Source organism: Nesterenkonia haasae (assembly GCF_010119385.1).
GTDB classification, from domain to species: Bacteria; Actinomycetota; Actinomycetes; order Actinomycetales; family Micrococcaceae; genus Nesterenkonia; species Nesterenkonia haasae.
Genome location: NZ_VFIE01000019.1, coordinates 243,028 through 256,778, shown reverse-complemented (window position 1 = coordinate 256,778; position 13,751 = coordinate 243,028). Strand labels below are relative to the sequence as shown.

The window sequence follows — 13,751 nt, the reverse complement described above, 5'->3', positions numbered from 1 at the left end:
AGGTTCGGAGACCTGCGAGAGTGACACCATTTTCCCGGACCAGGACGATTACCTCTCTTCCCGATAGGGTGAATGATCGTGGTAAAGACCAAGAAGAACAGTGACAGCAAGACTCTCGAGCAGCGGCTCTGGGAAGCAGCAGATCTGCTGCGCGGCAACCAGGAACCCAGCGAGTACAAGCATGTAGTGCTGGGACTGATCTTTCTAAAGTACATCTCTGACCGGTTCACCGAACGCCGTGAACACCTTGAGATTGAGCTCCGCGAGGAGGGCATTCCGTCCAAGCAGCTGGCTCAGTTTTTGGAACACCGGGATGAGTACACATCCCACAACGTCTTCTGGGTCCCGGAGGACGCCCGCTGGGAGTATCTGCAGGAGCAAGCCAAGACACCAGGCATAGGCGAACTCATCGATTCCGCCATGGACCTCATCGAGAAGGAGAACCCCACCCTGCGTGGAGTGCTTCCCAGGAACTACGCCCGGGAGGGACTCGATCAGGGGAGATTGGGCCAGCTCGTTGACCTCGTTGGGAACATTGGCTTCACCGCCTCACAGGATCACGGGGCCGACGACGTCCTCGGCCGAGTGTACGAATACTTCCTCGGGCAATTCGCCGGTAAAGAGACAGGTAAGGACGCTGGTGCGTTCTACACGCCACGGTCTGTAGTTCGCACTTTGGTGGAGATGTTGGAGCCGTACGCGGGTCGGGTATATGACCCTGCGTCCGGTTCCGGCGGCATGTTCGTCCAGTCAGCAGAGTTCGTCACTGCCCATGGGGGCAACCAGAGGGACATCAGCATCTATGGGCAGGAGTACACGCACGCCACGTGGAAACTCGCCAAGATGAACCTGGCGATCCGTGGTATCGAGGCCGATCTGGGCAACAAGTCCGCAGATTCCTTCACTGAGGATCTACACCCGGATCTCAAAGCAGACTTTGTGATCGCGAACCCGCCATTCAACCAGGATGACTGGTTCCATCCCAAGCTGGCCGATGATCCACGGTGGAAGTATGGCCTGCCGCCCAAAGGCAACTCGAACTTCGCTTGGGTCCAACACTTCATTCATCACTTGGCGCCGAACGGTACCGCGGGAATTGTGCTGGCAAACGGCAGTCTGTCTTCCAAGTCCGGGGGAGAGGGAGATATCCGCCGCAAGCTCGTTGAGGATGAAGTAGTCGACTGCATTGTCGCGATGCCGGACCGACTCTTCTTCAACACCGGTATCCCAGTGAGCCTCTGGTTCTTCTCCAAGAACCGTCACGGCAACGGGCACCGGGAGCGTCAAGGCGAGGTGTTGTTCATCGACGCCCGCAAGCTGGGTGTTATGGCGTCTCGCAAGCTGCGCGTCCTGGATGATGACGACGTCGCGAAGATCTCGGATACTTACCACTCCTGGAGAAATAAGGACGGTGAGTACAGCGACGTCCCCGGCTTCGTGAAAGCAGCGGGCCTAGAAGAGATTGCCAAGCACGATTTCGTGCTCACTCCCGGACGCTACGTCGGCGCGGAAGAGGTCGAAGTCGACGACGAACCCATTGACGAGAAAATCACACGTCTCACAACCGAGCTCTACGTCGAATTCGACCGCGGCCGCGCCCTCGAGCAAACCATCCGCGAGCGGTTGGGGAGTTTGGGGTGAGTTGGGCGACGGTGCGGTTTGGTGATGCTGGTCGCTGGCTCTCTGGCGGGACGCCTCGAACATCTGAACCCACATATTGGGGTGGTGACCTTCCTTGGCTGAGCGCGGCTTCCTTGACAGAATTTCGCATTCGGGACGCCGAGCGCAGAGTCTCACGACTCGGTGCAGAGAATGGCACCCGGCTGGTTCCACCTGGGACTCTTCTAATGGTGGTAAGGGGGATGAGCCTAAAAACTGAGTTCCGCATGGGGATCACTGACCGAGAAGTCGCATTCGGGCAGGATTGCAAAGCAGTTCTCCCTCACGAACGGTTTGATCCGCTCTTTCTGGCCTACGCCGTACGAGCTCAGTCGCGAGAAGTCCTTGACCTCGTTGATGAGGCAGGACACGGCACTGGGCGACTCCAAATGGATCTCCTACAAGAGCTGCCGATTCCATCACCGCCCAAACACGAGCAAAGGGGCATCGCGGCAACGCTGGGCGCCCTCGACGACAAGATCGACTCCAACCGCAGAGCGGTCGACATCGCGGCGAGTCTAGGGGAGTCGCTGTTCCGCGACTCAGTGGGTGCAAAACGAGTGCTTTCCGACGTTGCCAACGTAACTATGGGGAGCTCTCCACCGGGAAGTACATACAACGAGGACCGAGTGGGGTTGCCCTTCTATCAGGGAGTCAGGGATTTCGGGGTTCGTCACCCTTCTCGTAGGGTCTGGACCCACCAGCCCGTTCGAACAGCCGGTGCGAACGCGACCCTTATTTCTGTTCGCGCGCCAGTAGGGCGTCTCAATCGCGCGACAGAACTCTGTTGTATTGGGCGCGGGCTAGCTTCAGTCACAAGCAAGTACCCCAGTGTCTGCTTTTACGCACTACTGGCCGCAGACTCAGTTTGGCGTCCCTTTGAGCAAGAAGGGACCGTTTTTGGTTCCATGAATAGACAGAGTTTGACGTCAGCCCCAGTTCCGTGGCCTGAGATGCGGGAGATTGATTCGTTGGAAGCCAGATTGGCTTCGTTGGATTCAGAGATCACATCCCTGACCGAAGAAAACATGAAGTTGGGGTCGCTGCGCGATGCGCTGCTTCCCGAGCTGCTGTCTGGACGTATTCGCGTGCCTGAAGCTGCAGCGGTTCTCGTCTCTCAGTAACATTGTCGAGTGCGAAGTGGCTGCATGCTTGCCGGATGTCAAGGACGCTGAGGGTTGGCGAGATTTCGTCCGGGTCTCGAACCTCGTGCTTGACCTTCGGCGCCATGCGCGTCTACTCGGGGATTATGCCTCGGGGTTTTTCAACCTCGTGCGCTACGGGTCAGACTCATTCGAAACAAGTCCGGGGCGTCGAAGTCCGTGATTGTAATGGTCTTTGGCAGACTTGATATATGACTGATGAACAAGTGGCAGACCTGGTGCAGGCACTCCAGGACAATGGGCCGAGTGCCGCGGATTGGATAGGCTCTGTCACGTCCGCTCTCACATTTCTTATTGCTGCCGTTGCGCTTTGCATTGCGAAGGGGCAGTTGGGGGAAGCGTCATCAGCCCGCGAACAGTCCAAAGCGTTGGAACGCGAGAAGTCTCAGCCCTATGTGGTGGCTTACCTCGAAGGGAACGGTGTAGGTTCCCATATCCACGATTTGGTAGTGAAGAACTTTGGGCAGACAGCCGGTCGCAATATAAAGGTCTCATTCGAACCCGCCTTGAACCGAACGAACGGCGCAGAAGGCGTTGAAGCAGTTGTACTTCCCGAGGCGATTTCTTTTTTGGCGCCGGGTCAGGAATGGCGAACGGTGTTTGACGTCGCGACGGCTCGAGCAGGGCGAGCCGACATGCCAATGATTTACAGGGGCGTCGTCACATACGAAAGTCTAGAGGGCGAACGTCGAAACAGCGACGTTGTAATTGATCTCCACCCCTACGAAGCGCGCATCTACACGGAAGTCTTGGGTGTCCACCACGCGGCCAAGGCGCTTCGTGATATCCGCGATACTCACAAGAAGTGGAATGAAGACATCCACGGTGGGATCAAGGTGTTTTCGCGGGATGGACACGCCAAGGATGCAGCGAAAGCAAGTAAATCCCGGGAGTGTCAAGAGGAGCGTGCGGCCGAATCGAAACCTTCACGGAGGGGGCACCAAGATTCAGCAGACGCGACCAGTGAAGCCCCGGCCGATCCCACGGAGTAGTTGAACGGACGTGTCAGCCACATCTGATGTGCTTTCGTGTTTGACTTCCACTACCTTCGCGAAGGAAGCAATAGCTCAGTGAGCCTATTGCGTGCAGAGGTGCACCCCGCGTCTGGTGAGGTGCAGCCGACCAGATTGCACACCACCGTTGCCGCACCGCCCGGATGACGCTGCTGCGTATACTTGTGACTACATGTAGTTCTCTAGGAGGAATCATGGCTAGCGCTGTTCCTACATCACTTCGGTTGCCCGCCGATGTGGACGCGCGTCTCGAGCGCCTGGCGGCTGAGACCAACCGGTCCAAGTCCTTCTACCTGCGCGAGTTGGTGACCACTGGATTGGACCGCCTGGAATGGGAATACTCCATCGCTAAGCGCGCCGAGGACATCCGCGCTGGACGCCGTGAGACCGTCCCACTGGAAGACGTTGAGCGAGAGCTGGGAATCCAGGACGAGCCGGTGGATATGAGCATTCTGGATGAGGTCGAGTGATCTGGAGAGTAAAACTCGACTCTGCCGCTCAACGAAAGCTCAAGAAGCTTGACCTCCAAGTGGCCCGCAGGCTCAGAGACGCACTGCGCGCATTGGCCTCACTCGAATATCCCCGCACCCGCGGCAAGGCTCTGGCTGGACCGTTGAAAGGGTACTGGCGCTACCGCGTCGGAGACTACCGGATCATCTGCGATATCCAGGATGAGAAGCTCGTCATCATCGCCCTGGACCTTGGCCACCGCCGGGAAATCTACGACGGCTAGGAGCTATCCATGGCCAGCAATGCGCGATCACTGAACCCGGAAAATTGAGGACCGTCTCTGACCTGCTTGTAGAGTAGTCGGCAACCGCCTGAGGCCTTGAGGGAGGGTGCATGGGGCTCGCCTACAACGAGGAAGCCGTAGAAAACGCTGCACTCGATCAACTGCGCCAACTCGGCTACGAAATTCTTCATGGACCAGACATCGCCCCTGACTCCCTCAGCCCGGAACGCGACGAATGGTTGCAGACCATCCTCGCCGGCCGCCTCGAAGACGCGATTGCGCGACTGAACCCAGAGGCCACCGCCGAGCACCACAATGAAGCCGCCAAACGGTTCCTGCGCGCTGAACACCAGGACCTCATCCTGGAAAACATGCGCAAACACGAGTTCCTGCTCCACGGTGTACCCGTCGCCTACAGCGACGGCGGCCAACAGCGCACCAAACGGCTGAGGCTCGTCGACTTCCACGATCCGCAAGCGAATGACTGGGTCGCAGTTAACCAATTCACCGTCATCGAACACCGCGTCCGGCGCCCAGACGTCCTCACCTTCGTCAACGGAATCCCCGTGGCCCTTTTCGAACTGAAGAGCCCCTCCACCCAAGGCGCAAGCCTCAAATCTGCCTGGAACCAAATCCAGACCTATCGCGAGGACATCCCCTCACTGTTCACCACCAATGCAGTAACCGTCATCAGCGACTGGTCCTCATCCTCCATGAGTACTTTCAGCGCCGGATTCGAACACTACGCTCCGTGGAAGACCATCGATGGGACCGAGACAGCCACCGGAACCGCCTCGCTCGATGTCCTCGTCAAGGGAGTTTTCTCTCCACAGCGGTTCCTGGATCTGCTGGCTAACTTCATCGTCTTCTCCGAAGAGACCACCTCAACATCGAGTGGTCAGGCAAAGAACATCATCGTCAAACGGGTGGCCAAGTACCACCAGTATTGGGCGGTGAACAAGGCAGTCGAATCGGTCGTCGTCGCTTCCTCGCCTCAAGGCGACAAGCGCGGAGGGGTCGTCTGGCACACTCAAGGCTCAGGCAAGAGCTTCGAGATGGTCTTCTTCGCCGGAAAGATTCTGACCGACCCGCGCATGGCTAACCCGACACTGGTCTTCCTCACGGACCGCCAAGACTTGGACAACCAGCTCTTCGAAGAAGTCTTCGCACCCGCATCAGTGCTCCCCGAACAGCCCGTACAAGCCGAGACGCGCGAAGATCTTCGAGAGAAACTGCGCCGGACCAGCGGCGGCATCATCTTCACCACCCTGCAGAAATTTGGCGGAGACGTTGACGGTGAACGCCTCCTTACTGATCGACGCAATGTGGTGGTCATCGCCGACGAGGCCCACCGCTCGCAATACGGTCTGCAGACCCGATTCAACGAGAAGAGCGGAAAATTTACTGGTGGTCTAGCGAAGTACATGCGCGATGCTCTGCCGCATGCCACATACCTAGGGTTCACCGGCACACCCATTGAATCAACCGACAAGTCCACCAAAGCCGTATTCGGCGATTACATCGACGTCTACGACCTCTCACAGGCGGTCGCTGATGAGGCCACCGTGCGGATTTACTACGAATCCCGGCTGGCTAAGATCGACCTGGACAAGGACGACCTCGAAGCCCTCGACCAGCTCACTGAAGAGATCACCGGGGAAGCGGAAGAATCCGCAGCGCAGAAAGCCAAGAGCAAATGGGCGCGCTTAGAAGCTGTGGTTGGTTCTGAGGCCCGCCTAGACCTGGTGGCCGCAGACATCGTCAAGCACTGGGAAGCCCGGCGGGACGAGATGGCGGGCAAAGCGATGATCGTCACCATGAGTCGCCGCATCGCCGTCGAGCTGTATAAGAAAATCACCACCCTCCGCCCCGCATGGCACTCCGAAGACCCGTCCGCGGGGAAGATCAAAGTGGTCATGACCGGCTCGGCCGCTGACCCTGCACACTTCCAACCGCACCTCTACGACAAGAAACAGCGCAACCAACTCAAGGCCCGGGCGAAGAACCCCGGAGATGACCTGGAACTGGTCATCGTCCGAGACATGTGGCTCACCGGCTTCGACTCGCCCTCCATGCACACCATGTACGTGGACAAAACCATGCAGGGTGCTGGCCTCATGCAGGCCATCGCCCGGGTCAACAGGCGCTACAAAGACAAAACCGGTGGACTGATTGTCGACTACATCGGCATCTTCACCAAACTCCAAGACGCCCTCGCCGAATACTCACCTTCAGACCGGGAGACCACCGGGGTGCCCATTGAACAGATGGTCGCCATCATGCAGGAAAAGTACGACGTGGTCACCGCCATGCTCCACGGCGTGGACCACCAGGTCACGCCCCAGATGCGTGACGTGCAACGCCTCGACGTGTATCAGCGAGTGATCAACCACGTGCTGGAGAGAGGCGCTGCTGACACATCTGAGGGGAAGAACCTCACCGCGCGTTTCCTAGATGAGGTCCTGGCCCTCCTCAGAGCATTCGCTCTCTGCGGAGCCAGTGATGAGGCCGCTAGAATCCGCGATGATGTCGCGCTCTTCACCGCCGTACGCGCCGCCATCATCAAATTTCAGGCACCCGAGTCCGGTTCTGGCGGTTCAGGTGCGGAAGACCTCGACACTGCCATCAGCCAGATCGTCAACCAGGCAATTACGGCAGACCAAGTCATCGATGTCTATGGGTTCGAGGGCAGGGAGAAACCGGAGCTGTCCTTGCTGGACGAAGACTTCCTCAACCGGCTCGCAGCTCAGAAGGACAAGGAACACGTCCACCTGGCCATGCTCCGGAAGCTACTCAACGATGAAGTCAAGACCGTACGCCGCACCAATGTGGTCAAGGGCCGGAAATTCTCCGAAATGCTCGACGCCGCGGTCAACAAGTACACCAACCAGGCTCTCAGCGCCGCGGAAGTCATTGCCGAACTGGTGAAGGTCGCCAAAGAGATGAAGGGTGAAGAGCAGCGCGCTGAACAGCTGAAGCTCTCCGTGGGGGAGCTCGCCTTCTTTGACGCACTCGCGCAGAACGGCTCGGCTGTCACTGAGATGGGTGATGAAAAGCTGCGCGACATCACCGTAGACCTCGTCCAGTCAGTGCAGTCATCGGTGACCATCGACTGGCAGAATCGAGACTCAGTCAAAGCTGGCATGCGTTCTAGACTCAGGCGCCTGCTGGCCATCCATGGGTATCCACCCGACCACCAAGAGCACGCCATTGACCTTGTCCTCGACCAGGCGCAACTGACCGCCACATATTCAGGAGTGAAGCAATGACCAAAATTGCCATGTTGGGGCTGGGCTCCATGAACGGGGCCATTCTGGCCGGGCTCCTGGGATCAGGTGTGTCTGCCGAAGATGTGGTCGCCACCTCACGCTCCGCTGAGTCCGCGCAGAAGCGCTCGGAGCAGTACGGGGTACGCATGCTCGCTGAGGAACACGACGCCGCCGCAAACACCACTGCAGCAGCTCAGGCGGATGTGGTCTTCCTCGGTGTGAAACCCCACCAGATCGTGGAGCTCTGCGCAGAGATCAAAGACGCCCTGAAGCCTGAGGCAGTCGTGGTCTCAGTAGCAGCTGCGGTAACCCTAGAGATGATGGAGTCCGCTCTCGGACAAGGCCAGTCCGTGATCCGCGCCATGCCGAACACTCCGATGTCCGTCGGTGAAGGTGTAGTGGGCCTCGCCGCAGGCTCACATGTGAGTCAGGAACAGACGCAGACAGTGGCTGAGCTGCTGGGGGCCTCCGGCACTGTGCACGTGCTGACAGAGGAACAGATCGGTGCGCTCACTGGAGTGGCCGGGTCAGGTCCGGCCTACGCGTTCTACCTGGCCGAGCATATGGCCGCTGCCGGGGTTGAGATGGGCCTGGACCCCGAGATCGCCGCAGATTTAGCCGCCCAAACACTCTACGGAGCCGGGAAGATGCTGGTGGAGAACCGGGGGATGAACGACGCCGCACAGCTGCGCCGCAACGTCACGAGCCCTAATGGCACCACCCAGAAGGCGATTGAGACGTTTGACTCCGCCGAGATGGGTTCAACGATCCGCGCTGGCGCCAAAGCCAGCTCCGCACGGGCTGCGGAGATCACTCACCAGCTGCAGCGCCCGTAGCCTCCGCCAACAACCGGCGCAGTCGGCCGGGGTCAATCTTCCAGAAGTCTCTGACCCTGCCGTTGATGCGCAGGACTGGAATTTCTTCGGCAAACTGGGCGCGGAGGGCGCCGTCGTGCTCAATATTGGTCTCTTGAACGGTGATGCCGAACTCTGCGCAAACCTCCGCTGAGACCCTGAGCGCCTCTGTGCAGAGGTGGCAGCCCGGTGTGGTGAGCAGGTCAACGACTACCTCGGGGGACTCAGACATGGGTTTCTCCTATGACGGTTAGGTCCGCACACGCAAAAGCCCCGGCCGGAGCCGGGGCCGTGCGTGAAGTTGCTACTTCTTATTGCGCCGCTGGTGGCGGGTCTTCCGCAGACGTTTGCGGTGCTTTTTCTTCGCCATGCGCTTACGGCGCTTCTTGATCACTGATCCCATAGGGTGAACAGTCCTTACGTCGGTGGGTGGAGCAAGTACCTGCCCCGTAGGCCAAAAAGGTCTTGGGGAAGTCTACCGACTCAAGTGGTGAAGGGCTAACTAGAGCAGATGAGGTGCTACGGGCGAAGCCGCTGGAAGCACTATCGCATCGCAGTGCCAGCGGTGAACAGCGCGTCGCTGAATGTAGGAAACTGCGGTCGAAAGGAGACGAGTTTCCCACATCCCGAGACGCTTTGCGTGGGCGGGGGTCAGTCGAACCAGGGGTCGAGCCCATGCAGCGGAAAGATCTCTTTGCGGGTCTGGATAATGGCGCGGTCCACTGCGTCCTCGGGGTCATATCCGAGTTCCCAGGTTCTCCACCAGAGTTGGGCGTCATCATTCATGCTCTCCGGTGCCGAAACCCCGAAGGTCCGGGCGATGTAATCTCGCCAGGCTCCCGGGATGGGGGTGTTCAAAGGAATCGGGGTGCCCGCGGCCACTGCCGTCAGGTGGGCCCACGCCCGTGGTACCACCTGGTAGATGCTGTAACCTCCGCCGCCGGTGGCGATCCACCGGTTCTCCGAGAATTCATCGGCGAGGTGACCGATGTCGAGGGCGAGCTGGCGCTGGCCATCTACGCTCATGGTCAAGTCGGTCAGCGGGTCGTCAGCGTGAGCGTCACAGCCGTGCTGGGACACGATCACTTCAGGGTCGAAGGCGCGCACCAAGGCTGGGACCACAGCGTGGAAGGCCCTGAGAAACCCAGCATCTCCGGTAGTGGGAGGCAGTGCGACGTTGACGGAGGTGCCAAGCGCGTCACCCTGGCCGGTCTCATTCGGGAAGCCAGTCCCCGGGTAGATGGTTGCACCGCTCTGGTGCAGAGAAATGGTCATCACACGAGGGTCGGCGTAGAAGATGCCTTGGGTGCCGTCACCGTGATGGGCGTCCACATCGATATAGACCACGCGTCTGGTACCACTGTCCAAGAGATGCTGGATGGCTAGCGCAGCATCGTTGTAGATGCAGAAGCCGCTCGCCCGGCTGCGGGAGGCATGGTGCATTCCGCCGGCGAAGTTCACCCCGTGGAGCGCACGCCCGGCGACCAGTTCCTGCGCCAGATGCAGTGTTCCGCCGGCGATACGCGCCGCGCTGGTGTGCATGTCGGCGAAGACTGGGACATCATCAGTGCCCAATCCGTGTTCCGCTGATGACTCTCCGGTCTCGGAGCAGGAACTGACCGCAGCAATGTAGCTGCGGTCATGGACAGCGGCCAGAGCATCATCGTCTGCAATGTCTGGGGCAGTGAGGGTGATGTTGGCGGCGTCGAAGATTCCCAAGTTGCGACTGAGCCGCTCAGTCAGATCAAGCCGCACCGGGTCCATCGGGTGCGAGTCCGTGAACCGATGACTCATCAGCTCAGGGTCCCAGACCACAGTGGTCAGGGGTGATGCAGAATTTGAGCTGGAAATCACCTTTAGAGCTTACGGCACAGTGCTGGCGCTGCGTCAACGCCCGCGAGACGAATCGGTCAGCTGCTCCTCGACGGCAGGCCAAACCTGCTTGAGCACATCCGCCCATGTGATCACTCCGAGCAACCGGCGCTGTTCCCGAATGACGGCCAGCTGTTCGCTGTTTTCTCGCATAGTTTGAAAAGCTTCATAGACCGATGTGCCAGCCGCCACGACCAAAGCAGGCCGGGCGAGTGATTCCGCCAGATCTTCCTGAGACGCTTCAAGGGTGTCTCTGACGTGCACTACCTGGGGTCTCTGGTCTCTCTGTGGGGCGATCAATATCCTTAGGTGTCCGCTGCGTTCGGCGGCACGTTGAATGTCCCGCACCGTGGCAGTGGCAGGCACCTGAGTGGGAACCGTGGTCCGTGTGGCCAGCACATCGTCCACAGTCAGCGACTCCAGGCCGATGATGCGTGAGATCTGTGATCCGGATGCCTCATCAAGAACACCGGCACGAGTTGAGTCCTCCACCAGGCGTTGAATGGTCTGAGAGTCGTAGCCGGCTGCGGCCGCCCGGTCGATGGGCTCGACCCCAGTTGCGGCGACGAGCCTGTTGGCCATGCGGTTGATCCACGTCAGCAGAGGTCGGAAGAGACCGATGAAGGCTCGGGCGGGCAGAGCGATGAGCCGGGCGGAGCGCTCGGGATGAGCGATGGCCCAGGACTTCGGGGTCATCTCACCCACAACTAGGTGGAGGAAGGTCACCAAAACTAGGGCCAGGCCGAAGGCCACAGCATCAGCGACCCACGGTGCAAGCCCCCATGCGGTGAACAGAGGCGTCATCGCGTAGTGCACTGCAGGTTTGGTCACGGCCCCGAGAGCGAATGTGCACGCCGTGATGCCCAACTGGGCACCAGCGAGCATGATGGTCAGTTCATTGAGGCTGCGCAAAGCGGCTCGGGAGGCCGCACTGGACTCTGCTGTCTCTTCTAAGCGGTGCCTGCGGGCTGCGAGAAGAGAAAACTCGATGACGACGAAGAACGCTGACAGGACGATCAGCGCGACCGTCACAGCAGCAACCACGACGGCGTTCACTTCGTCTCCTCACGTTCGGCGGTTGGTGCGTGGGCGATGGTGAGGGCAACTCGATGAGGAACGTGCCGGTCAATACTCAGAACAGTCACATGCAGTTCGCGGCGCACAATGAAATCTTCGCCGTAGTCGGACGGCGCGGGTGGCATTCCGAATTTAACGACCTCTCCGACGTCCAAAAGGTCTCCTGCCTGGGTCATCAGCAGTCCGGAGAGGGTCTCGTAGTCGCCTTCTGGGAGCTGGCAGCCCATCTTTCGTTCGACTTCATCCAAGTGCACGTCAGCATCCGCTACCCACTCACCGTCGGTCACCTCAGTAATCGCAGCCGGTTCCTCGTCGTCGTGTTCGTCCGTGATCTCCCCGAAGATCTCCTCGGCAAGATCCTCCAGAGTGACGATGCCGGCGAATCCCCCGTACTCGTCGATGACGCACGCCATGGCAGACGTCGTCTCCTCTAGTTTCTTAACAGCCTCTGGCAGTGGCATCACGGTCGGGACAATAATGGGTTCGCGCATGAGTTCAGTAACTGGGGCGCTGTCCTGGAGTTGTGAACTGAGAACATCAAGGAGATGGACGACGCCGACAGGTTCGTCATGCTGGTCGACGACGGGGTAGCGGGTGTGCCCGGTTGCCATCAGAAGGCGGACCTCGCCTACTTCAGAGCGCGGGTGGACACTATCTGCCCGCGATCGAGGGATCATGGCGTGTTCGACGTCGTGCTGCGGAAAGTCCAGCACCCGGTCCAGCGCCAGGTAAAGGTCCTCGGGGAGCTCTCCGGTGTCTCGCGAGTTGGAGACGATGTGTTCCAGATCCTCAGCGGTGGCATTGGAGTCGACGTCGTGGACGGGCTCAATGCGCATCACTCGCAACAGAGCGTTGGCGGCGACATCGAAGATACTGATGAGCCATCCGAATAGCATCAGGTAGATCCTGGTTGACCCAGCCATCGACTGTGCCAGCGGTCCTGGATTGGCGATGGCGTAGTTCTTGGGAAACAACTCACCGAAGATCATCTGAACCACGGTCGAGAGTGCGAGAGCGACGGCAGTTCCGACAGTGATACTCACGGCGGGCGGAACACCGACGCCGCCGAAGATCACACTTAGCGACTGACCAATGAGCGGCTCCGCGACTGTGCCAACCAGCAGTCCGGTAACCGTGATCCCCAACTGAGCTCCGGAGAGCATGAAAGAGGTGCGTTGGGTGATCTTGAGAGCCTTTTCAGCACCCCGGTCGCCCTTGGCAGCTTGTCCACGCAACTTGTTTCGGTCCACGGACATGTATGCGAACTCTTGAGCGACGAAATATCCGTTGGCCGCAATGATGATGAGAGTGAGTACGACTCCCGCGGCGAGAGTCAGAACCGCCGTCAGCATAGGTTTTCTGCTGACCGGCGTTTATCGGTTTCCACTGAAGTGGAAGCACCTCCTGGAAGATGACTAGTAAGTGATAAAGATGATACCGCTTCGCGCTGTTCGTGGCCTACGCGTGGTCAGCGAAGTATTCAAGCTGTGAGACGTCGCCGCTGACAACGATGGTGTCCCCCGGGGAGACCTTGGTATCCGGTTGGGCGTAGACGAAGTCCTTGCCCGGGGACTTCACGCCCACCACGTTGATCTGGAAGCACTTGCGCGGCTGCGACTCATCAATGGTCTTGCCCTGCAGTGCCTTCGGCGGCCTCATCTTGACGATCGCGAAGTCGTCGTCGAACTTGATGAAGTCCATCATCTGGCCGCTGACCAGGTGGGCGGCCCGGACGCCGGCGTCGTGCTCAGGGTAGATCACGTGGTGGCAGCCAATCCGGGTGAGGATCTTGCCGTGGGTGGGGTTGATGGCCTTGGCCCAGACTTGGTTAACGCCTAGGTCAACCAAGTTCGCTGCGATCAGCACACTGGACTCGATAGAGGTGCCGACGCCGACGACTGCGGACTCGAACTCCTCCGCCCCCAGCTGACGCAGCGCCTCAATGTCAGTGGCATCTGCCTCTACGGTGTGCGTGAGCGTATCGGCGTACTTCTGGACTAGGCCGCGATGACGGTCCACGGCCAGGACTTCCTTATCCTGGTCGACCAGCTGTTGGGCCAGAGCGATGCCGAATCGACCCATGCCGATCAGCAGCACCGGCTTGTTGGCCT

At 59.4% G+C, this 13,751-nt stretch carries 13 protein-coding genes; 7 read left to right on the top strand and 6 right to left on the bottom strand.

Going from position 1 to position 13,751, the window contains the following annotated elements:
- Positions 1 to 78: 78 nt before the first annotated feature.
- The 7 genes from FH975_RS07845 to proC all read left to right on the top strand — a co-directional run bounded on the left by FH975_RS07845 (position 79) and on the right by proC (position 8,673).
- A complete protein-coding gene (locus FH975_RS07845; RefSeq protein ID WP_328821824.1) occupies positions 79 to 1,641 on the top strand; it encodes a class I SAM-dependent DNA methyltransferase in 1,563 nt (520 codons plus the stop codon).
- Positions 1,638 to 2,783: a restriction endonuclease subunit S gene (locus FH975_RS07840; RefSeq protein WP_162320844.1), complete on the top strand. Its 1,146-nt coding sequence runs from the start codon at positions 1,638 to 1,640 to the stop codon at positions 2,781 to 2,783. Before FH975_RS07845 ends, FH975_RS07840 begins: the two co-directional genes overlap by 4 nt.
- Positions 2,784 to 3,013: 230 nt before the next feature.
- A complete protein-coding gene (locus FH975_RS07835; protein ID WP_162320843.1) occupies positions 3,014 to 3,814 on the top strand; it encodes a hypothetical protein in 801 nt (266 codons plus the stop codon).
- A 215-nt stretch (positions 3,815 to 4,029) separates the two neighbouring features.
- The gene (relB, locus tag FH975_RS07830) at positions 4,030 to 4,305 is read left to right on the top strand and encodes a type II toxin-antitoxin system RelB family antitoxin (RefSeq protein WP_162320842.1); all 276 of its coding nucleotides are present in this window, start codon (positions 4,030 to 4,032) and stop codon (positions 4,303 to 4,305) included.
- A complete protein-coding gene (locus tag FH975_RS07825; RefSeq protein ID WP_162320841.1) occupies positions 4,302 to 4,568 on the top strand; it encodes a type II toxin-antitoxin system RelE family toxin in 267 nt (88 codons plus the stop codon). The genes relB and FH975_RS07825 overlap by 4 nt, the downstream gene beginning before the upstream one ends.
- 110 nt (positions 4,569 to 4,678) lie before the next feature.
- On the top strand, positions 4,679 to 7,837 hold the full coding sequence (locus tag FH975_RS07820) for a type I restriction endonuclease subunit R (protein ID WP_162320840.1): 3,159 nt from the start codon (positions 4,679 to 4,681) through the stop codon (positions 7,835 to 7,837).
- Positions 7,834 to 8,673, top strand: a complete 840-nt coding sequence (proC, locus tag FH975_RS07815) for a pyrroline-5-carboxylate reductase (protein WP_162320839.1) — start codon at positions 7,834 to 7,836, stop codon at positions 8,671 to 8,673. Before FH975_RS07820 ends, proC begins: the two co-directional genes overlap by 4 nt.
- Here proC and FH975_RS07810 read toward each other — a convergent pair.
- The 6 genes from FH975_RS07810 to FH975_RS07785 all read right to left on the bottom strand — a co-directional run bounded on the left by FH975_RS07810 (position 8,648) and on the right by FH975_RS07785 (position 13,737).
- A complete protein-coding gene (locus FH975_RS07810; RefSeq protein WP_162320838.1) occupies positions 8,648 to 8,923 on the bottom strand; it encodes a glutaredoxin family protein in 276 nt (91 codons plus the stop codon). The two genes, proC and FH975_RS07810, sit on opposite strands and share 26 nt — an antisense overlap.
- A 72-nt stretch (positions 8,924 to 8,995) precedes the next feature.
- Complete coding sequence (locus tag FH975_RS07805; protein ID WP_081652675.1) at positions 8,996 to 9,094, bottom strand: 30S ribosomal protein bS22; 99 nt, start codon at positions 9,092 to 9,094, stop codon at positions 8,996 to 8,998.
- 248 nt (positions 9,095 to 9,342) lie between these two features.
- Complete coding sequence (locus FH975_RS07800; protein WP_162320837.1) at positions 9,343 to 10,485, bottom strand: acetoin utilization protein AcuC; 1,143 nt, start codon at positions 10,483 to 10,485, stop codon at positions 9,343 to 9,345.
- A gap of 93 nt (positions 10,486 to 10,578) precedes the next feature.
- Positions 10,579 to 11,619, bottom strand: a complete 1,041-nt coding sequence (locus tag FH975_RS07795; protein WP_162320836.1) for a CNNM domain-containing protein — start codon at positions 11,617 to 11,619, stop codon at positions 10,579 to 10,581.
- Positions 11,616 to 12,992 (bottom strand): hemolysin family protein, encoded by a 1,377-nt coding sequence (locus FH975_RS07790; protein WP_162320835.1) that lies wholly within the window; start codon positions 12,990 to 12,992, stop codon positions 11,616 to 11,618. The genes FH975_RS07795 and FH975_RS07790 overlap by 4 nt, the downstream gene beginning before the upstream one ends.
- Positions 12,993 to 13,098: 106 nt before the next feature.
- Complete coding sequence (locus tag FH975_RS07785; protein WP_328821839.1) at positions 13,099 to 13,737, bottom strand: potassium channel family protein; 639 nt, start codon at positions 13,735 to 13,737, stop codon at positions 13,099 to 13,101.
- Between the last annotated feature and the right edge of the window lie 14 nt (positions 13,738 to 13,751).